General features: G+C 65.9%; 20 protein-coding genes. 5 read left to right on the top strand and 15 right to left on the bottom strand.

From position 1 onward, the window contains the following. The first annotated feature begins 187 nt into the window (after positions 1–187). Entirely contained in the window at positions 188–904 is a 717-nt protein-coding gene (locus AC1DEZ_RS01450) for a DUF502 domain-containing protein (protein WP_476778339.1), read from the top strand. On the opposite strand, the gene AC1DEZ_RS01445 is transcribed toward AC1DEZ_RS01450, so the two are convergent. Beyond that, the gene (locus AC1DEZ_RS01445) at positions 894–1,727 is read right to left on the bottom strand and encodes an AraC family transcriptional regulator (protein WP_476778338.1); all 834 of its coding nucleotides are present in this window, start codon (positions 1,725–1,727) and stop codon (positions 894–896) included. The genes AC1DEZ_RS01450 and AC1DEZ_RS01445 overlap by 11 nt on opposite strands. 187 nt (positions 1,728–1,914) lie before the next feature. Then, positions 1,915–4,014 carry an ATP-dependent DNA helicase RecG gene (gene recG / locus AC1DEZ_RS01440; RefSeq protein ID WP_476778337.1) on the bottom strand — a complete coding sequence of 700 codons (2,100 nt, stop codon included), beginning with the start codon at positions 4,012–4,014 and terminating at the stop codon, positions 1,915–1,917. 171 nt (positions 4,015–4,185) lie between these two features. Here recG and AC1DEZ_RS01435 point away from each other — a divergent pair, with 171 nt between their 5' ends. Together AC1DEZ_RS01435 and mfd are read left to right on the top strand one after the other, a co-directional pair. Next, entirely contained in the window at positions 4,186–4,482 is a 297-nt protein-coding gene (locus AC1DEZ_RS01435) for an FAD assembly factor SdhE (RefSeq protein ID WP_476778336.1), read from the top strand. Between the two features lie 121 nt (positions 4,483–4,603). After that, positions 4,604–8,152 carry a transcription-repair coupling factor gene (gene mfd, locus AC1DEZ_RS01430; RefSeq protein ID WP_476778335.1) on the top strand — a complete coding sequence of 1,183 codons (3,549 nt, stop codon included), beginning with the start codon at positions 4,604–4,606 and terminating at the stop codon, positions 8,150–8,152. Positions 8,153–8,296: 144 nt separating this feature from the next. On the opposite strand, the gene pcaG is transcribed toward mfd, so the two are convergent. The 11 genes from pcaG to AC1DEZ_RS01375 form a co-directional block, all read right to left on the bottom strand. After that, positions 8,297–9,013 carry a protocatechuate 3,4-dioxygenase subunit alpha gene (gene pcaG, locus AC1DEZ_RS01425; protein ID WP_476778334.1) on the bottom strand — a complete coding sequence of 239 codons (717 nt, stop codon included), beginning with the start codon at positions 9,011–9,013 and terminating at the stop codon, positions 8,297–8,299. Further along, complete coding sequence (gene pcaH, locus AC1DEZ_RS01420; RefSeq protein ID WP_476778333.1) at positions 8,997–9,716, bottom strand: protocatechuate 3,4-dioxygenase subunit beta; 720 nt, start codon at positions 9,714–9,716, stop codon at positions 8,997–8,999. Before pcaH ends, pcaG begins: the two co-directional genes overlap by 17 nt. 15 nt (positions 9,717–9,731) lie before the next feature. After that, the gene (locus AC1DEZ_RS01415; protein WP_476778332.1) at positions 9,732–10,565 is read right to left on the bottom strand and encodes a 3-oxoadipate:acetyl-CoA acetyltransferase; all 834 of its coding nucleotides are present in this window, start codon (positions 10,563–10,565) and stop codon (positions 9,732–9,734) included. A 10-nt stretch (positions 10,566–10,575) separates the two neighbouring features. After that, positions 10,576–12,483 carry a bifunctional sugar phosphate isomerase/epimerase/4-hydroxyphenylpyruvate dioxygenase family protein gene (locus AC1DEZ_RS01410; protein WP_476778331.1) on the bottom strand — a complete coding sequence of 636 codons (1,908 nt, stop codon included), beginning with the start codon at positions 12,481–12,483 and terminating at the stop codon, positions 10,576–10,578. Between the two features lie 14 nt (positions 12,484–12,497). Further along, positions 12,498–13,328, bottom strand: a complete 831-nt coding sequence (locus AC1DEZ_RS01405) for a shikimate dehydrogenase family protein (protein ID WP_476778330.1) — start codon at positions 13,326–13,328, stop codon at positions 12,498–12,500. After that, positions 13,325–14,389: a Gfo/Idh/MocA family protein gene (locus tag AC1DEZ_RS01400; protein ID WP_476778329.1), complete on the bottom strand. Its 1,065-nt coding sequence runs from the start codon at positions 14,387–14,389 to the stop codon at positions 13,325–13,327. The genes AC1DEZ_RS01405 and AC1DEZ_RS01400 overlap by 4 nt, the downstream gene beginning before the upstream one ends. A gap of 11 nt (positions 14,390–14,400) precedes the next feature. After that, positions 14,401–14,850, bottom strand: coding sequence for a type II 3-dehydroquinate dehydratase (gene aroQ, locus AC1DEZ_RS01395; protein ID WP_476778328.1), 450 nt, complete (start codon positions 14,848–14,850; stop codon positions 14,401–14,403). A 28-nt stretch (positions 14,851–14,878) separates the two neighbouring features. Further along, positions 14,879–15,610: an amino acid ABC transporter ATP-binding protein gene (locus AC1DEZ_RS01390; protein WP_476778764.1), complete on the bottom strand. Its 732-nt coding sequence runs from the start codon at positions 15,608–15,610 to the stop codon at positions 14,879–14,881. A gap of 168 nt (positions 15,611–15,778) precedes the next feature. Continuing rightward, positions 15,779–16,612: a transporter substrate-binding domain-containing protein gene (locus tag AC1DEZ_RS01385; protein WP_441513314.1), complete on the bottom strand. Its 834-nt coding sequence runs from the start codon at positions 16,610–16,612 to the stop codon at positions 15,779–15,781. 51 nt (positions 16,613–16,663) lie between these two features. Continuing rightward, the gene (locus AC1DEZ_RS01380; protein ID WP_441513315.1) at positions 16,664–17,305 is read right to left on the bottom strand and encodes an amino acid ABC transporter permease; all 642 of its coding nucleotides are present in this window, start codon (positions 17,303–17,305) and stop codon (positions 16,664–16,666) included. Between the two features lie 7 nt (positions 17,306–17,312). Next, the gene (locus AC1DEZ_RS01375) at positions 17,313–17,981 is read right to left on the bottom strand and encodes an amino acid ABC transporter permease (protein WP_476778327.1); all 669 of its coding nucleotides are present in this window, start codon (positions 17,979–17,981) and stop codon (positions 17,313–17,315) included. A 227-nt stretch (positions 17,982–18,208) separates the two neighbouring features. Between AC1DEZ_RS01375 and AC1DEZ_RS01370 the strand changes: the two genes are divergently transcribed. Further along, a complete protein-coding gene (locus AC1DEZ_RS01370) occupies positions 18,209–18,874 on the top strand; it encodes a TetR/AcrR family transcriptional regulator (protein WP_441513317.1) in 666 nt (221 codons plus the stop codon). A 50-nt stretch (positions 18,875–18,924) separates the two neighbouring features. Here the strand turns inward: AC1DEZ_RS01370 and aroQ (AC1DEZ_RS01365) are convergent, their stop codons facing one another. Continuing rightward, positions 18,925–19,392, bottom strand: a complete 468-nt coding sequence (aroQ, locus tag AC1DEZ_RS01365) for a type II 3-dehydroquinate dehydratase (protein ID WP_476778326.1) — start codon at positions 19,390–19,392, stop codon at positions 18,925–18,927. A 194-nt stretch (positions 19,393–19,586) separates the two neighbouring features. Here aroQ (AC1DEZ_RS01365) and AC1DEZ_RS01360 point away from each other — a divergent pair, with 194 nt between their 5' ends. Further along, entirely contained in the window at positions 19,587–20,279 is a 693-nt protein-coding gene (locus tag AC1DEZ_RS01360) for a GntR family transcriptional regulator (RefSeq protein ID WP_476778325.1), read from the top strand. 47 nt (positions 20,280–20,326) lie between these two features. On the opposite strand, the gene AC1DEZ_RS01355 is transcribed toward AC1DEZ_RS01360, so the two are convergent. Beyond that, the gene (locus AC1DEZ_RS01355) at positions 20,327–22,114 is read right to left on the bottom strand and encodes a peptide ABC transporter substrate-binding protein (RefSeq protein WP_476778324.1); all 1,788 of its coding nucleotides are present in this window, start codon (positions 22,112–22,114) and stop codon (positions 20,327–20,329) included. Positions 22,115–22,141: the final 27 nt, after the last annotated feature.

Raw genomic sequence — 22,141 nt, 5'->3', positions numbered from 1 at the left:
CTAGAGCATTTCCGCGTTTCTCCGAATCGCGGAAATGCTCTATCTCTTTGTTTTGGCGCATTTTCTTTACGCGAACCGCTCGAAAGTTCTCTAGCGGATAGCTCCGCCTCGCTTATCTTGTCATATCGCGGCGCGAGACTGCGTCTGCAAGCAGGCTGGAGGCCGCGCCGGTGCCCAGGGGAGAGAGATGACCGCCGGCCCTTCCGATCCCCGCCTCATTCTTCCGACGGAAATCCTGCGCCCGACCTGGGGCGCGCGGCTGCGCCGCTATTTCCTGACCGGCCTCGTCATCGCCGCGCCGCTCGCCATCACCGCTTCGGTGACGTGGTGGTTCATCAATTTCATTGACGGGCTGGTGAAGCCGGTCATTCCGAACTCATACTTGCCCGACGCCTATCTGCCTTATCCGATACCCGGTTTCGGCCTCATCATCGCGCTGGTCGGGCTGACGCTGCTCGGCTTCCTCACCGCCAATCTCGTCGGCCGCTCGCTCATCCGCGCCGGCGAGGCGATCCTCGACCGCATGCCGGTGGTGCGCAGCCTCTACAAGGGCGTGAAGCAGGTTTTCGAGACGATCTTCTCGCAGTCGGGCACCTCCTTCCGCAAGGTGGGGATGGTGCAGTTTCCGCAGCCCGGCATGTGGTCGATCGTCTTCATCGCGCAGGAGGCCGCGCCCGACATCGCCGGACGCCTACCGGATGGCGAGGAACAGATCGGCGTCTTCCTGCCCTGCACGCCGAACCCGACCACGGGCTTTTTCTTCTACCTGCCCCGGCGCGAGGTGGTGGAGCTCTCGATCTCGGTCGAGGACGGCGCCAAGCTCATCATGTCCGCCGGGCTGATCCAGCCCGGAGAGCAGAACGGCAAGCCGAAGATCGAAACGAAACCTCCGGTCACCGCTTGAGCGGCACCCAGATCTCGACGGTGCCGTTGCCGGTCGCGCCGTCGAAGCGCTCATCCATCACCTCGAGAGTGACGCCCATCGCCGGTTCTCGCCCCGATTTCGGGAACCAGTCGCGCCAGATCACCTCATAGGTCTGCTTGATGCCGGTGATATGGCCGCAATGCTCGAAGACGGCGCAGAGCTGCTCGGGCACGCTGAGCCGAACGAACTCGTCCGGAAGTCCGCCGAAGGAGGAGACCTCGGCCCCCGCGATATAGTCGAAGGCGCCGTTGTCATCGCAGTTATAGCTCGCGCCATAGGCGACATAGCCGCGCTGGCCGGGGATATGGCCGAAATGCGGGGCGACCTTCTGCCAGAGCAGCGGGATGCCTTGCGTCTTGTCCATCGAGAAATGGCCGCTGAACCCGGCGATCAGCATAGGTTTGCCGGTGGCGATGCGCGGTTCGGCGATGGGGGCAGGGGTGATGTCATGCATGTTCAACGACTCCACGAGAGCGAGCGATGAGAGGTCGCGCCGGGCGCGCAGCTCTTCCGGCGTGATGCCGAACTGCTCACGAAAGGCGCGGGTGAAGGCTTCGTGGGAGCCATAGCCCCAGTCGAGCGCGACCGTGAGGATATCGGGCGCGCCACCGGCGAGCTGGCGTGCTGCCTCCGACAGTCGGCGCTCGCGCACATAGCGCATCACCGAGCGGCCGGTCGCCACGCCGAAGGCGCGGCTGAGATGGAAGCGCGAGACGCCGCTGACCTCAGCGATCTCGTCGAGCGTGAGCTCGGCGGTAAAGCGGCTCTCGATGCACCAGATGGCTGCCTTGACCGGGTCCATGCTCTCTCCACGAAGCGCCGACACCATGGCGCAGGCAAGACGGCCGCGCTTGATCAGGATTGCGGTGGGACCACCCCGTCATTCTCGGGCGCAGCGAAGCGCAGACCCGAGCACCTCTTTCAGAAGGAGGCTCCCGGGCCTCCGCGTCAGGAGATGCTCGGGGCAGGCCCGAGCATGACGACCAAGCCTATCCCGCCCTGAGCAGCCGGATCGCGACATCGCGCTCGAACAGGTAGAGCAACACCCGGATCGCCTGGCCGCGCGGTGTCTCCAGATGCGGGTCGCGCTCGATCAGGAGCCGAGCATCGTCGCGGGCGGCCGCCAGAAGGTCGCCATCGGTCTCGGGGCGGGCGATGCGCCAGTCCGGCGAACCCGACTGTTTGGTGCCGAGCACCTCGCCTTCGCCGCGCAGCCGCAAATCCTCCTCGGCAATGCGGAAGCCGTCCTCCGTCTCGCGCATGATCGTGAGCCGCGCCTCGGCGACCGGCCCGAGCGGCCCCTTGTAGAGCAGGAGGCAGGTCGAAGCGGCTGAGCCGCGCCCGATGCGTCCGCGCAACTGGTGCAACTGCGCGAGGCCGAAGCGCTCGGCATGCTCGATCACCATGACGCTGGCATTGGGCACGTCGACGCCGACCTCGATGACGGTGGTCGAGACGAGAATGCGCGTCTCCCCGGCGACGAAGGCGGCCATGGCGGCGTCCTTCTCGCGGCCGGGCATCTGTCCGTGCAGCAGGCCGACCTTGGCGCCGAAGATCTCCTGCAGCGCTTCGTAACGCTCCTGCGCGGCGGCGACGTCGAGCGTGTCGGATTCCTGCACGAGTGGGCAGACCCAATAGGCCTGCGCCCCGCTCTCGACCGCCCGGCCGATGGCGCCGACGACCTCGTCATAGCGTTCGGAGGAGATGGCGCGGGTGACGATCGGCTTCCGGCCAGCCGGCTTCTCGGAGAGGATCGAGACGTCCATGTCGCCGAACCAGGTCAGCGACAGCGTGCGTGGGATCGGCGTCGCGGTCATCACGAGAACGTCCACCGCTTCGCCCTTCGATCCCAACAGCAGGCGCTGGTGCACGCCGAAACGGTGCTGCTCGTCGACGACGGCGAGAGCGAGATCATGGAAGGCGACGCCCTCCTGGAACAGCGCATGCGTGCCGACGGCGATGTCGATCGAGCCATCCGCCAGCCCGGCGAGCACCTGCTTGCGGCCGGCGCCTTTCTCGCGCCCGGTCAACAGGGCGAGCTTGAGCCCTGCCTGCTCGGCCAATGGCGCCAGCCTTTCGGCATGCTGGCGGGCGAGGATTTCGGTCGGCGCCATCAGCACCGATTGCCGCCCGGCTTCGGCGGCCGCCGCCATCGCCATCAGCGCGACCACGGTCTTGCCCGAGCCGACATCGCCCTGGAGCAGGCGCAGCATCTTCTCGGGCCGGGCCATGTCGGAATGGATATCGGCGATCGCCTTGCGCTGGCCCTCGGTCAGCTCGAAGGGCAGGGCGGACTGGATGCGGAAGCGTAGGCCACCATCGCCGGTGGTGGCGCGTCCGGCGATCTTCTTCTGCTGGCGGCGCACGAGGGCGAGCGCGATCTGGCTCGCCAGCAATTCGTCATAGCCGATCCGGCGCCGCGCGACGGTGTCGCCCTCGGCCGCCTTGCGATCGGCGGGATGGTGCAGCGCTTCGATCGCCTGATGGAACGAGGGGAAATCGCCCTTGGCAAGGAAAGCGGGATCCTGCCATTCCGGCATCTCCGGGCAGCGCTCCGCAGCGGCCTGCACGGTCCGCATCATCACGCGCGCGCCGATGCCCTCGGTCAGCGGATAGACCGGCTCGAAGGCGGGCAGGGTGGTCGCGAGCTTGGGATCGAGGATGCGCTCGGGATGGACCATCTGGCGCATGCCTTCCCAGAGCTCGAGCTTGCCCGAGATGATCCGGTAGGCACCGATCGGCAGGGTCTGGGCCAGATGCCGGGAATCGGCGTGGAAGAAGACGAGGGTGACGTCGCCGGTCTCATCCTCGACAAGGACGCGATAGGGCGCCTTTTTGCCGGCCGGCGCGGCGCGATGCTCGCTGACACGGGCGGCGAAGGTCGCGATATCGCCGATCGGCGCGTCCGCGATCGTCGGGCTCGGCCTGCGGTCTACCGCACCGGTCGGCAGGTGGAACATCAGATCGACCACGCGCGCAGCCTGCGTCTCATCGCCGAGGAAACGATCGAGAACCTTGCCGAGTTTCGGCCCGACGCCGGAGAGCGCCGTGACGGGAGCAAAGAGCGGATCGAGGATCGAAGGGCGCAAGATGTCTCGCGAAACTGTCAGGAGCGCGAAGATCGCGGTGGCTTGGCCGCTGACTTCACCGGGTTAGGTCGCTATATAACCCGCGCAGGCAGGCTCCGCGACGGGCCGGCCCGTTTGTCATTGCGCCATCCCCCAGGTTTTCGGACCTGACATTTCCTTGCCGAGGTTCCCATGTCCGGCTCGACCCGCTCCAGCGCCGATCTCGACCCGCGCCGCCGCAAGATCCTCTTCCGCGCCTGGCATCGCGGCATGCGGGAGATGGACCTGATCATGGGCCGCTTCGCCGATGACACCATCGCCGGCTTCGACGATGCCGAGCTCGACGAGTTCGAGCGCCTGATCGAGGTGCTGGACCGGGATCTGCTGAGCTGGGTGACCGGAGAAGCCACAGTGCCCGAGAACTACGACACGGAACTGTTCCGCAAGCTCAAGGCTTTCCACCATCACGACAAGCCGATCCATGTGTGAGCGGCCCCATGGCCGTCATGGTCGGGCTTGACCCGGCCATCTCTGAATCGGAGCCCGCTCGTCCCGAGATTCTCGGGGCAAGCCCGAGAATGACGCCCTTTCGCAGAATGACGCCTTTCCGATGAGCATTCCTCCTCCCAGCCAGATCGCCAAGCCGCAGCTCGACCGCATCCTCGATGCGCTGAACCGCGGCGACAAGCCGACACTCGCCGGCGTGCCTGATGGTTTCGACGCCGTCGTCCTCGCCGACCTGACCCGCGCCCGCGCCAAGAAGGCGGAGGGGCCGGCACTGCTCGTCTTCATCGCCCGTGACGGCCAGCGCCTGCAGGTGCTTGAGAACGCACTGCAATTCGTCGCGCCCGATCTCGAAGTGATGAGCTTCCCGGCCTGGGACTGCCAGCCCTATGACCGCGTCTCGCCGGCGCCCGCCATCGTCGCGCACCGGATGACGACGCTCTCGCGCCTCGCCAAGACGAAGTCGGGCGAGCGGCCGCGCCTGCTGCTCACCACCGTCAACGCCGCGCTCCAGCGCGTGCCGGCCTTCGGCAAGGTGGCGTCGGAGAGTTTCTCGGCGGCCCCCGGCAACATGGTCGATATCGAGGAGCTGGCGCGCTGGCTCGACATCAACGGCTATCTGCGCACCTCGACAGTGCGCGAAACCGGCGAATTCGCCGTGCGTGGCGGCATCGTCGACCTGTTCCCGCCGGGCATGCCGGCGCCGATCCGGCTCGACTTCTTCGGGGACACGCTGGAATCGATCCGCACCTTCGATCCGGAGACGCAGCGCACCACCGGGCAGCTCCGTGGACTCGATCTCGTGCCGATGTCCGAAGCGCAGATGACGAGCGAGAGCATCCGCCGCTTCCGCCAATCCTACATCTCGACCTTCGGCACGCCCGGCCGCGACGACACGCTCTATGAGGCCGTCAGCGAAGGCCGCCGCCCGGCCGGGCTGGAGCACTGGCTGCCTCTGCTCACCGAGAAGCTCGACACGCTCTTCACCTATCTGCCGGACGTGCCCTTGGTGCTCGACCATCAGGCCGAGGACGCGGTCGGCGAGCGCATCAGCCTGATCAAGGACTATTACGACGCCCGCAAGGCAGCGCTCGACCAGGGCGGAGCAGGAGGCATTCCCTACAAGCCGCTGCCACCGGACGCGCTCTATCTCTCGCCGGCGGATTGGCGAGGCATCGTCGATGCCTCCGGCGTCGCCACGCTCACCCCCTTCCAACTGCCCGACAGCGAAGGCAAGCTCATCCTCGATCTCGGCGGCAAGCAGGGGCGCAGCTTTGCGGCCGAGCGTGCCGGCGATTCCGGCAGCGTCTTCGAGGCGGCCGTCGCCCATGTCCGCGCGCTCGAAGCCGACGGCAAGCGCGTCATCCTCGCCGGCTGGTCGGAAGGCTCGCGCGAGCGCCTCGCCCATGTTCTCGAAGACCACGGTCTGAAGAGCGTCCAGATGACGGGCTCGCTGCGGGCCGCCTTCGATCTCAAGCCCGGCACGGTCGCGCTCGCTGTCTGGGGCTTCGAGACTGGCTTCGAGGCCGGGCGCCTCGCCGTCGTCGGCGAGCAGGATATCCTCGGCGACCGCCTCGTCCGTCCGCGCCGCAAGACGCGCCGGCCGCAGGATTTCATTGCGGAGCTCTCCTCGCTCGCACCAGGTGATCTCGTCGTCCATGTCGATCACGGCATCGGCCGCTTTATCGGTTTGCAATCGATTACGGCCGTCGGCGCGCCGCATGACTGCCTCGAAATCCACTATGCCGGCGATTCCAAGCTGTTCTTGCCTGTAGAGAACATAGAACTGCTTTCCCGCTATGGCTCGGAGGACACCGAAGTCCAGCTAGACCGGCTGGGCGGTGGCGGCTGGCAGGCGCGCAAGGCCAAGCTCAAGCAGCGCATCCGCGAGATGGCTGGCAAGCTCATCCAGATCGCGGCAGCGCGCGCGCTCAAGGATGCGCCCCGCCTCGTTCCGCCGGATGGGGTCTATGACGAATTCATCGCCCGCTTCCCATACGAGGAAACGGAGGACCAGCAGAACACCATCGACGCGGTGCTGGACGACCTCGCGGCCGGCAGGCCGATGGACCGGCTCGTCTGCGGCGATGTCGGCTTCGGCAAGACCGAGGTCGCGCTGCGCGCAGCCTTCGCTACGGCGCTGAACGGCAAGCAGGTCGCGGTCGTCGTGCCGACGACGCTGCTCGCTCGCCAGCACTACCGCAATTTCGCGGATCGATTTGCCGGCTTACCTGTCAATGTCGGACAAGCGTCGCGCTTCGTCGGCTCGGCCGATCTCAAGGCGGTGAAGCAGGGCGCCAAGGACGGCACGATGGACATCGTCGTCGGCACCCATGCGCTGCTCGGCAAGGGCGTCGACTTCAAGGATCTCGGCCTCGTCATCGTCGACGAGGAGCAGCATTTCGGCGTCGCCCACAAGGAGAAGCTGAAGGAGCTACGCGCCGAGGTGCATATGCTGACGTTGTCGGCGACCCCCATTCCGCGCACGCTCCAGCTCGCCATGACCGGCGTGCGCGAGCTCTCGATCATCGCGACGCCGCCGGTCGACCGCCTTGCCGTGCGTACCTTCGTCACGCCCTTCGATCCGCTGATCGTGCGCGAGGCGCTTCTGCGTGAGCGTTACCGGGGAGGGCGCTCCTTCTATGTCGTGCCGCGTATCGAGGACATTGCCGAGGTCAAGGACTTCCTCGACAAGCAGGTGCCGGAGTGCAAGGTCGGGATCGCCCATGGCCAGATGGCGGCAAGAACGCTGGAAGACGTGATGACCGCCTTCTATGACGGCCAGTACGACATCCTGCTCTCGACCACGATCGTCGAGTCGGGCCTCGATATCCCGACGGCGAACACGCTGATCGTCCATCGCGCCGACATGTTCGGCCTCGCCCAGCTCTATCAGCTCCGGGGGCGCGTCGGCCGCTCGAAGACGCGTGCCTATGCGCTCTTCACCGTGCCGGCCAACCGCAAGCTGACCGAGCAGGCCGAGAAGCGCCTCAAGGTGCTGCAATCGCTGGATACGCTCGGCGCCGGCTTCCAACTCGCCAGCCACGATCTCGACATCCGCGGCGCCGGCAACCTGCTCGGCGATGAGCAGTCCGGCCATATCAAGGAAGTCGGCTACGAACTTTACCAGCAGATGCTGGAAGAGGCGGTGGCGGCACTCAAGGCCGGCATCGAGTTCGAGGCCGAGACGCAGTGGTCGCCGGCCATCCAGGTCGGCGCGCCCGTCATGATCCCCGAGCACTATGTCGCTGACCTCACGCTCAGGCTGACGCTCTACAAGCGCCTCTCGACCATGGACGACGATGCCGAGCTGCAATCCTTCGGTGCCGAGCTGGTCGACCGCTTCGGCCCGTTGCCGGAGGAGGTCAACCAGCTCCTGGAGATCGTCGCGATCAAGGCGCTGTGCAAGCGCGCCAATGTCGAGAAGGTCGAGGCCGGGCCGAAGGGCATCATCGTCGCCTTCCGCAACAACGAATTCGCCAATCCGGAAGGGCTGGTGGGCTTCGTTGCCAAGCAGGGCACGCTGGCGAAGGTGCGCCCCGACATGCGCGTCGTCTTCATCGACGATTTCGAGACAGTCGAGCAGCGCCTGAAGGCGACGCGCCGGCTGCTGACCGATCTCGCGCACATCGCCGAAAGGAAAAAGGCGGCCTGAGCAGCCGCCTTTTAAGGCCGTCATTCTCGGGCGGAGCAAAGCGCAGACCCGAGAAGCTCTCGCAGGAAGGGGCGCGGGCGCGTTCTCGTTGTGAGATGCTCGGGTCAAGCCCGAGCATCTCGGCCGGGAGAGCGCGCCGCGCTTCTACAGATCGAAGAAGACCGTCTCGTTCTCGCCGGCGAGGTTGATGTCGAGCCACCAGGTGCCGTCCGGCTTGCGCTCGGCGATCAGGGTGTGGCGGCGCGCTTCGGGCACGAGGTTGAGGATCGGGTCGGAGTCGTTGCCCTCGCCGTCGGCGAAATAGAGCCGGGTCGGCAGCCGCTTCAGCAGGCCGCGGCCGAAGACCGAGAGCGCGATATGCGGCGCCTGCAAGCTGTTGCCGGGGCCGGGCACGCGGCCGGGGCGGATGGTGCGGAAGCGGAAGACGCCGTCCTTGTCGGTCGACGCCCGGCCGAAACCGACGAAATGCCGGTCGAGCGGCACCTCCTCACGAAGATCGTCCGGGCTGGCATAGCGGCCCGCCGCGTTGGCCTGCCAGATCTCGATCATCGCGTCCTCGATCGGCTTGCCGTCGGCATCGTAGACGCAGCCGGCCAGCGCGATGACCTCGCCTTCGGGCGTCCCCGAGACATTCGAGCCCGACAGCAGGAAATGCTCCGGCGGCATCAGGTCCGGCCGCGCGCCCATATCGGAGCGCTCGACGAGGTCGGCGCCGCCCTTCCACGGCAGGCCGTAGTGGAAATAGGGGCCGACCGTCTGCCAGGGCGTCTGGCCGAAGAGCGTCGCGTCCTGATTGTCGTGCCGCGGGGCGGCGTTGCGGGTTTCCAGGTCCCCACTCGTCGAGTCAGTGGTCGTCGTCATGATCGTCCTCGAACGGTGTCTGATCGCGGCCCTTGAGCACGATGTCGAAGACATAGCCCAGCGCCCAGTTCGGCACGGTGGTGCCGATGTCGAAGCGCGAGACCATGCGCTGGCGATAGGGCATCGGCACGGCGTTGGCGATCGGATCGATCTCGATCAGCGGATCGTCGGGGAAATACATCTGCGTGACCAGCCGCGTCGCGAAGGCCGGCCCCAGCAGTGAGAGATGGATATGGGCCGGGCGCCACGCGTTCTTGTGGTTGCCCCAGGGATAGGCGCCGGGCCGGATCGTGACATAGCGGTAGCGGCCCTCACCGTCGGTGACGACGCGGCCGACGCCGGTGAAGTTCGGATCGAGCGGCGCCGGCCAGTCGTCCTTGGCGTGGATATAGCGGCCAGCGGCATTGGCCTGCCAGATCTCGACGACAGTGTTCGGAACGGGCCGGCCGTCCTCGTCGAGCACGCGGCCGGTCACGACGATGCGCTGACCCTGCGGCTCGCCCTTGTGCTGGGCGGTGAGGTCGGACATCGCCGGCCCCATCAGCCGGGACCAGTCGCTCGGGCCAGTCACCTCGGTCAGCGTCTGCGGGACCATGATCGGCGCCTGCCGCGGGCTGCGGGCCACGGTCGAGCGGTAATCCGGGAACAGCGAGGCCGGCTGGCCCTGGTCCGGTGCCGCATAGGGAAGGATGAGACGGGTCATGACATCGTGCCTCCGTCAGGGGACAGCGGGAAGGGACAAGAGCGCGCGCGCCTCCGCCACCGAGGCGGGATGGCGCGCATATTCGGGGCACAGCGCGACGATACGCCGGACCAGCGCCGCATTGGACGGCGCGAGCGTGTCGCGATCGAGGCGGACATTGTCCTCCAGCCCCGTCCGGCAATGGCCGCCGAGCTCCAGCGACCAGCGATTGAGCGTGATCTGGTCGCGCCCGATCCCGGCGCCGGTCCAGGTCGCGGCCGGGGCGAGCCGCTTCAGGGTCGCGATGTAGAATTCGAAGACGGCTCGATCGACCGGCATGGCGTTTTTGACGCCCATCACGAATTGAACATGCAGTGGCCCGGCGATCGCGCCCGCCTGCTCCATCTCGGCGGCCTTGAAGATCATCGACAGGTCGAAGGCCTCGATCTCCGGCTTGATACCGTGGCTCTTCATCTCGGCGGCCAGCCAGTCGACCAGCTCCGGACTGTTTTCATAGACCCGCGTCGGGAAGTTGCAGGAGCCCGTCGACAGCGAGGCCATGTCGGGCCGGAGCGGCAGCATGCCACCGCGCTCGCGGCCTGCGCCGGAGCGGCCCCCCGTCGAAAACTGCACGATCATGCCGGGGCAATGTCGGCGCAGCCCTTCGAGCAGCCGCCCGAAGCGTTCGGGATCTGAGCTTGGCGTGCCGTCATCGTTGCGGACATGGGCATGAACCAGCGTCGCGCCCGCCTCGAAGGCTTCCTGTGTCGACTCGACCTGTTCCGCGACCGTGATCGGGACCGCGGGGTTATCATTCTTCGTCGGCAGCGACCCCGTGATCGCGACGGTGATGATGCAAGGAGAGGTCATCGTCAGATCCTCAGCCGTGGCTCGGGGCGGGAACGCTGATCGGGCGGGCGAGCCTGGATTGCGCGGTCAGGCGGATGCCGGCATTGGCGGCGCCATAGCCGGCATAGCCGTCGCGCTGGACGATCTCGAAAAACAGCCCGCCGTCCAGAGTCTGCGTATAGGCCTGCCGGAAGATGCCCGAGGCATCGCTGTCGTAGAGGATGTTCAACGCCTTCATCGCATCGATTTCCTGCGCCGACAGGTCGGAGCGGGCCTCGAGGTCATCATAGTAGTTCTCGGGGATGGGCAGCATGGCCACGCCGTTCGCAACCAGCCGCTCCACCGTCGCGGCGATGTCGTCGGTCGCCAAGGCGATGTGTTGCACCCCGGAGCCGAAGAAATCGGTGATGAAACGGGCCGAGAGCGTGCGGTGGCTCTGAGAGCCGTTCAGGATGAGGCGGAGCCCGTGTCCTCGCTCGCCATCGAGTCCGCTCTCGATGACCTGGCTCTGGACCACGCCGCCGGGATCGAGCACGGCCTGGCTCGGCGCCTTCTTCGTTTCGAACAGCGAAGAATAGAACAGCAGCCAGGTCAGCATCTCCTCGTACTGCATGCTCTGCGAGACATGGTCGACGCCGGTCAAACCGGCATCGCGTCCGGTTTCCTCCGTCGCCTCGAAATCGACCTCGGCCCAGCGGCCGAGCGCCGAGGCGTGGTCGAGGAAATAGACCAGGCTGCCGCCGAGCCCGCGCACGGCCGGGATATCGAGCTCGCCCGGCCCGACCGCGCCGGCATGCGGCACGTCGAGCAGGGCCGTGGCACGGGCGATCGCGGCCTGCGCATCCGGCACGCGCAGCGCCAGAGCGCAGACCGAGGTGCCGTGCGTGATCTGGTAGCTATGGGCGAAGCCGTCCGCCTCACTGTTCAGCACGATGCGGATATCGCCCTGGCTCCAGAGATCGACATCCTTGGAGCGATGCGCGCCGGAACGCGCAAACCCGAGCGCGCGCAGCAGCCGCTCGAAGCCCGGCCGCTCGGCTTCCGACACGGCGAATTCGATGAACTCCACCGCCTCGACGGGTGCCGGCGGCGGCATCGGCACCGCGCCGGGCACAGGCTTGCCGATCTGGCGCGCCGTTTCGTCGAGCAGCCAGATCAGCGAGCGATGGCCGTCGAGCGCTACCGAACGGGCGGAGCCTGCCCGGAAGCGGTCGTTGAAGATCTCCAGTGACAGCACCCCGTCATAGCCGGTCGAGACCAGAGCGCGCATGAAGCCGGAAAGGTTGAGATCGCCCTGTCCGGGCAGGCAGCGCCAGTGCCGGCTCCATGACAGCGGGTCCATCTGCAGCAGCGGCGCATCGGCCATCTGCACCATCGCGATCTTGTCGCGCGGGATGGTGCCGATGGCCGAAAGGTCGAGCCCGCGCGCCAGGATATGGAAGGAATCGAGCACGATCCCGACTTCCGGCCGGTTGGCGCGGCGCACGATCTCCCAGGCGTCGCGATAGTCGAAGACATGCCGCCCCCAGGCCAGCGCCTCGTAGCCGACGCGCAGACCTCGCCGGCCGGCCCGTTCGCCGAGCTCGATGAAATCGGCCGCGAGCCGCTCGATGCCGGAAAGTGCTTCAGGCGAGACGCTGGAGCAGACGAAAAGCAGATCTGTCCCCAGCTCCTGCAGCAGATCGAACTTGCGCTCCGCCCGGTCGAAGACGCGCTGGCGGCGCGCCTCCGGCATGCCCTCGAAATCGCGGAAGGGCTGGCAGGTTACGATCGTCAGGCCGAGATCGCCGCAGATGCGCCGGACCTCCGCCGGCGAGCCGGGGAAGGCGATCAGGTCGTTCTCGAAGATCTCGACCGCCGTGAAGCCGGCGGCCGCGATGGCTTCGAGCTTTTCCTGGAGCGTGCCGGAGACGCAGACGGTGGCGATCGATGGAATCACGGGATTGCCTCCTCTCAGCCCAGCCGCGCCACGGCGCGCAGATCCTCGGCCGTGGTCGTGGGCAGGCCGAAGAACTCCAGATAGGCGGGGATCTGCTCGAACAGCATATCGGTGCCGACCTGCACCGCACAGCCGCGTGCGCGTGCCGCGGCCAGAAACGGCGTGATTTCCTGCGCCATCACGACCTCGCCGACCAGGGCGGAGGAGGGCAGGCGGGCGACATCGAGCGGCAAGGGATCGCCCGGCTTCATGCCGAGCGGCGTCGCATTGACGATGATGTCGAAGCCCACTGGATCGTTCGAACCGGTCGTGACGCGCAGGGCGGGGTAGTGCGCGACAAGCCGCCGGCCCAGCTCCTCGGCCATCGCCCCGTGGGTATCGAACAGGCCGAGTTCACCGACACCGGCCTTCGCCAGCGATGCGGCGATCGCCGAGCCGACGCCTCCGGCGCCGACGACCAGCGCGCGGGCGCCAGCGAGCTTGCGCCCCTTGCGCAGGACGCCGCGCACGAAGCCTTCGCCGTCGAACATGTCGCCTGCAAGCCGGCCGTCCGGCTCAAGGCGCACCGCATTGCAGGCGCCGGCGATCGCGGCGGTCGGGGAGAGCGTGTCGACGAGGCCGGTTGTGGTCACCTTGTGCGGCATGGTCACCAGCGCGCCATGCGCGTTGGATAGCCGGAAGAACAGCTTGAGAAAGTCAGGGTAATCCTCGCTGCGGCAGCCCATCGGCACGACGACGGCGTCGATCCCATCCCGCTCGAAATAGGGGTTGTAGATCATCGGCGCCTTGAAGCTCTCGGTCGGAAAGCCGAGATGGCCGATCAGCCGTGTCGTGCCCTTGATCATGCCGAAGCCCTCGCCGACACAGGTTCGGTCGCCACCTCGACAGGCCCGCCGGAGCGCGCCGCCTGTTTCACCGCCTCGATGACCGCGAGCGTCGCCAATCCCTCGCGGCCGGAGACGAGGGGTTCCTCCTCACCGCGGATCACTGCGCAGAAATGCCGGATCTGGGCCTGGAGCGGATCCTCCGGAACGAACGGGATGCGCTCGCGCTTCAGCGGCTCCCACCAGCCGCGCTTGTCGGTGTGGTTCCAGAGTTCGAGCGCCGGGATCGTCAGCGACCCATGCGTGCCGCCGATCTGGTAGCAGGACTGGTCCTGGCGCGGATAGGCCGGGTTCTCGCCGGTCGTCAGCTCCCAGCTCCAGGGCGAGACCACGGTGTCGGAGGCGCTGACCGTGCCAAGCGCGCCATTGGCGAAGCGCAGGATGGCGACGGCCGTCTCCTCGGCCGGGTTGCCGCGCACCGCATTCGAGCTTTGCGCCTGCACCCCGACGATCTCGCCGCAGAGATAGCGGAACAGGTCGATATCGTGGATCAGGTTGATCAGGATCGGCCCGGCGCCTTCCTGCCGGCGCCAGTCGACGTCGAAATATGCGTCCGGCTTCACCAGCCAGAACTGCCCGGTCAGTGTCAGGACGCGGCCGAGCCGGCCGGCGTCGATGGTCTCGCGCGCCTTGCGGATCATCGGATTATGGCGCCGGTGGTGGCCGACGAGCAGGGGCACACCCGCAGCCTCCGCCGCCTGAACCAGTTTGCGCGCGCCGTCTACGCTATCCGCAATCGGCTTCTCGACCAGCATCGGGATGCCGGCCGCCGCCAGCTCCAGCCCGTTGGCGACATGGAGCTGGTTCGGCGTGGCGACGATGACGCCGTCAGGCCTCGCGCTGGCGGGGACGGCGTCGAATGCCGGGTACCACGTGACGCCCATCTCCGCGGCGAAGGCCTTGCCGGCTGGCGCCGGGTCGATGATCGCCGACAGGAGCGCGCCCTCTTGGGCCCTGGCATGGGCGGCGTGGCGCTTGCCGATCAGGCCCGCACCCATCACCGCGATTTTGACCGGAGCCATCGGATCGATCCTCAAGCGGCCTTGTCGTCGATCAGCTTGGCGATGCGCCGCAGCCCGAGCTGATAGCCCTGCGTGCCGAAGCCGGCGATGACGCCGTCGGAGCGCAGCGAGACATAGGAATGGTGTCGGAAGGCCTCGCGCTTATGCACCTGCGAGATATGGCATTCGATCACCGGCCCCTCGAAGGTGTTGAGCGCATCGAGCAGCGCGACCGAGGTATGGGTGAAGGCCGCGGGGTTGATGACGATGCCCGCGCCGTCCTCGCGCGCCTCATGGATCCAGTCGATCAGCTCGTATTCGCGGTTGGACTGATGGAAGCGCAGTTCCAGCTTCAGCTCCTCGGCCAGCTTTCGGCAATCGCGCTCGACATCGGCCAGGGTCTCGTGCCCGTAGATATGCGGCTGGCGTTTGCCGAGCAGGTTCAGGTTCGGGCCGTTCAGGACGTAGACGAGGCGGGACATGGTTGCGTTCCGTTTCAGGCGTTTGGGTTCAGTGCTTGTGGAGGATTTCGCCGAGAAACTTCCGCGTCCGCTCCTGGCGCGGGTTATGGAAGAACTCCTCGGGCGGCGCCTCCTCGACGATGGCACCGTTTGCCATGAAGATGACGCGGTTCGCCACCTGCCGGGCGAAGCCCATCTCATGGGTGACGCAGATCATGGTCATGCCTTCGTCGGCGAGCGCGATCATGGTGTCGAGCACCTCCTTGACCATCTCCGGGTCGAGGGCCGAAGTCGGCTCGTCGAACAGCATGACCTTGGGCTTCATGCAGAGCGCGCGTGCGATCGCGACGCGTTGCTGCTGGCCGCCCGAGAGCTGGGCGGGATACTTCTCTGCCTGTTCGAGAATCTTGACCCGGCCGAGCAGCTGGCGGGCGGTCGCCTCCGCCTCCGCCTTGCTCGCGCCGAGCGAGCGCATCGGCGCAAGCATGCAGTTCTGCAGCACGCTCATATGCGGGAACAGGTTGAAGTGCTGGAAGACCATGCCGACCTCGCGGCGAACCGCGTCGATGGTCTTCGCGTTGTCGTCGACCTTGGCGCCGCTGACCCTGATCTCACCCTTCTGGTAGGTCTCCAGATGGTTGATGCAGCGGATCAGCGTCGACTTGCCGGAGCCTGAAGGGCCGCACAGGACGATGCGCTCGCCTTTGCGGACTTCGAGGTTGATGTCGGTCAGGGCCAGAAAGTCGCCATACCATTTCTCGACATGCGCCATGGCGATCATGGCATCCGCCGCAGCGGCGCTCTTGAGGACTGGCTGGTTCATGGTCCGGGCTCCGGTCCCCAAGCATTTTCGAGCGAAGTGGACGCCGGTTCGCGAGAGGAAATGCGATCAAACAAGGCGTCGGAGCATCTCCGCGCTTCAGAGTAGCGCGGAGATGCTCCGGAGCGCTCAGCTCGCGGTGAAGGTGATGCCTTCGAGGCTGTCCGGGAACTTGTGCACCGGCACCTTCATCCACTTGTCGTAGACCTTCTGCAGCTCACCATTCGCCTTGATCTTGTCGATGAAGGTGTTGAGCGCCGCGTTGATCTCCTTCTCGCCGAGGCGGGTGCAGGCGCCGTTGTAGAGGTTCTGGAACTCGAGCTTGTTCTCGAACTCGCCGGGGCGACCCTGCTCGACGCGCTGCATGTAGAAGATGTTGCCGCCGAGCGCCTGGACCTGGCCGGAGACCAGCGCCTGGATCGAGGGCGCGTCGCCGTCATAGCGGCGGATCGTCGTGCCGGCCGGCGCGTTCTTGGTCACCTGCGTGTCCTGCGCTGCGCCCTTGGCGACGCCGATTGTGTAGCGCGCCATGTCCTCGTTGGTGGTGATCTTGTCCTTCTTCGGCCCGATCAGCACGATGGTGTTGGCGACATAGGGCTTCGAGAACTGCACGGCCTTGGCGCGCTCCGGCAGCATCGCCATGGTCGCGAAGAGCACGTCGACGCGGCCCGTGGTCAGCGCCGGGATGCGGTTGTTGACCTCGAGCGGCACGAACTCGACCTGCACGCCCAGCTCCTTGGCGAAGAGCGTGGCGATGTCGGCGTCGAGGCCATCCTGCTTGCCGGCGCTGGTCACGAAACCCCATGGCGGGTTGTCGCCCTGGATGCCGACCACGATCTTGCCCTTGGCCTTGATCTCGGCCGGGGTGATCGCCTGCGCCGGGCTGCCGACCAGGGCGGGCAGGGCCAGCGCGGCTGCGCCGGCGATCAGCAGGCTGCGGCGGGTGGATTTCATCTTCGTCATGTTTCTCTCCCTTTATGGTTGGTGGTTGGTCTAGGCGTTGAACCGGGATGCTCAGCGCGCGGCGATGGCCATGCGCTTTTCCAGATGCGAGCCGTAGAGCGAGAGCGGCCAGCACAGCAGGAAGTAGAGGACGCCGACGATCCCGAAGACGAGGAGCGGCTGGAAGATCTGGTTGGAGACGATGTTGCCGGCCCGCGTCAGCTCGGTGAAGCCGACGATGGCGGCAAGCGAGGTGCCCTTGATCAACTGGACCAGGAAGCCGACCGTCGCGGGCAGCGAGATGCGGATCGCCTGCGGCAGGATCACGTCCCGCATCCGCGAGACATAGTGTAGGCTCAGCGCCTTGGCGGCCTCGGTCTGCCCTTTCGGGACCGCCTCGATCGAGCCGCGCCAGATCTCGCCGAGATAGGCGCTGGCATGCAGCGTGAAGCCGATCGCGACCGCGACCCAGGCATCGAGCTTCAGCCCGACCAGCGCCAGCCCGTAATAGACGACGAAGAGCTGCATCAGGAGCGGCGTACCCTGGAACAGGGCGATATAGCCGGCGGTGATCCGTTCCAGCAGCGAACGGCCGGACGTGCGCATCAGCGCGATCCCGAGCCCGGAGACCGAACCGAAGACGAAGCCGATCGCCGACAGCGCCACGGTCCATTTCAGGCCGGTGAGGAGGAAGAGGAATTCGTTCCAGCCCATCGCGCCCTCACTTCACCGGGTAGCTGAAGTAGCGGGTCGAGATCGCCGAAAAGAAGCGCATCATCACCCAGGAGATCACGAGGTAGAACAGCGTGATCGTGCCGTAGACCTCGAAAGAGCGGAAACTGTCGGACTCGATCCGCTGCGCGACCGAGGTCAGCTCATAGGCGGAGATCGCCGAGGCGACCGAGGTGGTCAGCGTCAGCAGCACGAACTGGCTGGTCAGCGACGGGAAGATCGCGCGCAGCGCCGGCTTGAGCACGATCAGCCGGAAGACCTGCGCCTTGTGCAGGCCAAGCGCCAGACCGGCCTCGATCTGGCCCTTGCTGATCGACTGGACGCCGCCGCGGATGATCTCGATGGCATAGGCGCCGCCATTGATGCCGAGCGCGATGATCGCCGTCGGCGTCGGGTCGAGGCGCAGGCCCGTCAGCGGCAGCGCGAAGTAGATGAAGAAGATCTGCACCAGGAAGGGCGTGTTGCGGATGATCTCGACGAAAGCCCGCACCAGAAAGCGCACGGGGGCAAAGCGCGAATCCCGCAGCACCACGCCGCCGATTCCGATCACGATGGCCAGCGCCATCCCGCTGAGCGCCAGTAGAAACGTGCCGAGGCAGCCCATCAGGAGGTCGGGCATGCCCTCGATCACGGGAGTGAAATCGAGCTTGTAATTCATGGCGCTTCCCAAAGCGGCCGACCTTCTCGAAAAAAAAGGGGTCGGTCCGGGTCCCGTCTGTCTTCGCAGCCCTTCTTGCGAGGGCCTTTTCAGTCGCTCACGCAGCTTGCATGAGGCCGATGGTATGTTAATTGTACCACTTAGTTCATTTGGTCAAGCGAAATTAACCGAGCTGTCCATTTGGGTGCCGCCGAAGGTCGGCGGGGCAGCAGGGCGCCGGGTAGAACATGAGCAAGGCAGCGATCAAACCGCGGGGAACGAGCCGGAAATCGGCGTCCTGGACCCAGGACCCGGAGGGCGTGCGCCGCAGTATCCTGGAGGCGGCGCGGCTGGAATTCGTCGAGAACGGCCTGAGCGGCGCCCGCGTCGACGAGATCGCAGCCCGAACCGCCACCAGCAAACGGATGATCTACTACTATTTCGGCGACAAGGAGGGGCTCTACCGCGCTGTCCTTGAAGAGATGTATGAGCGCATCCGCAGCTTCGAGCGTGGGCTCGACCTTGCGAGCCTGGAGCCGGAAGAGGCGATCGCGCTGCTGACGGGATTCACCTTCGACTATCACGCCGAGAACCCGGATTTCGTTCGGATGGTGATGATCGAGAACATCCATCATGCCCGACACCTTGCGTCGTCCGACAGGATCTCCGCCCTCAACCTCTCGGTGATCGACATGATCCGCGAGGCCTATGAACGCGGCGTCGCGGGGGGCGTGTTCAGGCCGGGGATCGAAGCGATCGACATCCACCTGACGATCAGTGCGCTCGCCTTCTACAACGTCTCGAACCGCGCGAGCATCCGCCAGATTTTTGGCCACGACATGGGCGCGCCGGAGGCTCTGACGCGCCGCAGGGCCGCTGCGATCGATACCATGCTGCGCACGCTGCGCCGCTGAAGGCCGCCGCTCCGCATCGTCGATCCGGCTTGCGGCGATCAAAGCCATATTCAGGCCTCCACCAGCCCGGCCATCGCCTGGATGGCAAGCTCATAGCCGGCGGCGCCGAAACCGATGATGATCCCGGTCGCCGTCCGCGAAACCAGCGAATTGTGATAGATGCTCTCGCGCGCATGGACGTTCGAGATGTGCAGCTCGATCTTCGGTCGCTCGAACATTTTCAGCGCATCGAGCAAGGCTACCGAGGTAAAGCTGTAGCCGGCCGGGTTGATGATGATGCCGCAGGCCTCCTGCCGCGCCTGCTGTACGCTTTCGACGAGCTCGCCCTCGAAATTCGTCTGGCGGAAGTCGACGGTGAAACCGAGCGTCTTCGCCTTGGCCGTGCAGCGCTGGCCGATCTCGGCCAGCGTCGTGCTGCCATAGATGGCCGGCTCGCGCTGCCCGAGCAGATTCAGGTTGGGGCCGTTCAGGATGTAGATGCAGCCGCGCCCGGCTGCCGGCTTCCCGCCTGCCGACATGATGACCTCCCGAGATCCTTCGCTGCGGAGTCCACGGCTCCGTCGGCTTCTTGTGCCGACGATCCTACCCGGTGCCCGATTCAAATCAACTGATAATTCGTAGATCGTCTGCTATTTCATGGATGGACAGCTTTAACGGTTGGCGCGCTCGGCCGAAGGGCTTAATCTGCGTGATGATCAGGAAAGGGGATGTCATGGCGGAAGCGGCAGCGGATAGCGGCGGCGAGGAGATCGCCGCTCTGTCCACGGGCGAGCAGGCTTATGAGCGAATCCGGCAGGATATCGTCTTCGGGCGCCTGCAGCCCGGCCAGCGGCTGACGCTCGACAAGCTGCGGCCGGTTTATGGCGTCGGCATCAGCACGCTTCGCGAAATCCTGAATCGCCTCGCGCCGGAGGGATTTGTCGTGGCGGAAGGGCAGCGCGGCTTCCAGGTCGCGCCCTGCACGGCCAGCGAACTCCGGGAGCTCGCCGACCTCAGGCTGTTGATCGAGAGCCACGCGCTCGCGCAATCTTTCGCAGCCGGCGACATGGAATGGGAAGGGCGCGTCGTCGCGGCCCATCACAAGCTCGCCCGCATGGAAGAGCGCCTGCTGGCCGGCGACGATTCCGGCACGCAGCAGTGGAAGCGCTACGATTTCGAGTTTCATCAGGCGCTGGTTTCGGCCTGCGGCTCAAAGGCGCTGCTCGATCTTCATGCCGGGATCTATGAGCGCTATCTGCGCTACCAGATGGTGTTTTTCATCTTCTGGGGACCGACCTCGATCGGCGAGCACCGCGCGCTGCTCGATTGCGCGCTTCACCGCGACGCAGGCGAGGCGCAGCGGCTGTTGCACGGCCATATCCATGGCTGCATCGATGGGGCTCTGGAACGGGGTTTGTTGGATTAGCGGACCGGCCCCCGAAGGGGCCGGTCCTGTTTGAAATGGCGGTGCGCTCAGGTCCGATACCAGGCTGCCAGATTCCAGGTCGTGACCTCCCAGCCGGAGATATCGGCCTCCAGGTTGTTGGCCGAGGCACCGACGACCGTGCGTGAGAGGATCGGCAGCAGGATATTGGCCTCGCAGAAGATCTCGTTGACCTTGATCAGCAGCGCGGCGCGCTTGACCGGGTCGAACTCCTTCTGGGCGGCCTTGTAGGCCTTGTCGGCCTCAGGGTCCGAGTAGCGTGAGACGTTGCGGCCCAGCCACTTGTTCTCCTTGTTGGCGATCTCCCAGGAGACGAGCTGGTTGAGGAAGCGCTCCGGATCGGGCTGCGGCTGCGTCGTGGTGTACATCTCCATGTCGCAATACAGCTTGGTGTAGGTATCCGGGTTGGCGACGTCGGAAGAGAAATAGACCGACGCCGTGACCGACTTGAGCTCGAGGTCGATGCCGACGCGCTGGCAGGCCTGCTTGATGATGGCCTGGGTCTTCTGGCGCGGGGCGTTGATCGAGGTCTGGAAGACGTATTTGAGCTTCTTGCCGTCCTTCTCGCGAATGCCGTCGGCGCCCTTCTTCCAGCCGGCGTCGTCGAGGATCTTGTTGGCCTTGTCGATGTTGAATTCGTATTTGAGCTTCGGCGATTTGAACTGCTTGGGCTCGTTGACGAAGCTCGCCGTCGCGGTGCCGCCGCGGCCATAGATGAACTTCTGGATCGAATCGCGGTCGATCAGCAGGTTGATCGCCTCGCGCACTTTCGGATCCGACAGCGTCGGATGCTTGGTCTTGACGCTGGAGCGCTCGCCATCGACCTCGGTCCACGGATCGGTCGTGTTCAGGATGATGAACTCGATGTCGCCGCCGGGAACCGCCACCACCTTGCCGCGACCGCCGGTCTCCATGCGCTTGAGGATCTCGTCCTCGACCTGCATGTTCCAGGCATAGTCGTATTCGCCGGTCTGGAGCACGGCACGCGCCGCCGAGACCGCGTCACCACCGCCCTTGGCTTCGAGCGTATCGAAATGCGGCTGGTTCTTGACGTGGTAGTCCTCATTGCGGGTGCCGGTGAGGATGTCGCCGGGCTTGAAGTCGACGAATTTGTAGGGGCCGGTGCCGACGGGCTTCAGGTTGCCGGGCGCCTCGCGCGACTTGGCGCCCTTATAGTCGCCGAAATGGTGCTTCGGGATGATCATGCCGGCGACGCCGACGAAGGGATCGGCCCAGAACGGCGTCGGGTCCTTGAAGATCACCTTGACGGTGTGATCGTTGATCTTCTCGACCTTGATGTTGGTGTAGGAGCCGGTGGTGTAGGCGGCGGTCGCCGGATCGGCGGCATATTCCCAGGTGAAGACGACGTCGTCGGCGGTGAACGGCTTGCCGTCATGCCACTTCACGCCCTGCTTCAGCTTCCAGATGACCTCCTTGCCGTCTGCCGAGAGGCCGCCATTGGCCTTGCTCGGAATCTCCGCGGCGAGCTGCGGGAAGAGGTTGCCTTCCTTGTCCCAGCCGGCGAGCGGCTCGAAGAAGATGCGCGAGGCGATCTGGTCCTTGGTGCCCGAGGCGAAATGCGGGTTGAGCAGGGTCGGCGCCTGCCAGAGCAGGATTTTCAGCGCCCCGCCGCCGCCGGCCTTGGTCGGCTTGTATTGCAGCGCGGCGTTTGCCATCGCCACATCGTTCCATGCCAGGATCTGGCTCGCGATCGGGGCCGTGATGCCCACTGCCGCCATCCTCTGGATGAAGGATCGTCGCGACAGCGCGCCACCCTTCACATCCGCGACGAGGCCGCGGATTTCCCGTTCGTCCATTCTCTCTCTCCCGATATCAGTTGGAAT

The organism is Allobosea sp. 10L422, from assembly GCF_056395345.1.
Note: the sequence above shows the minus strand (reverse complement) of the source record. Positions and strands in the feature narration are given on the sequence as shown.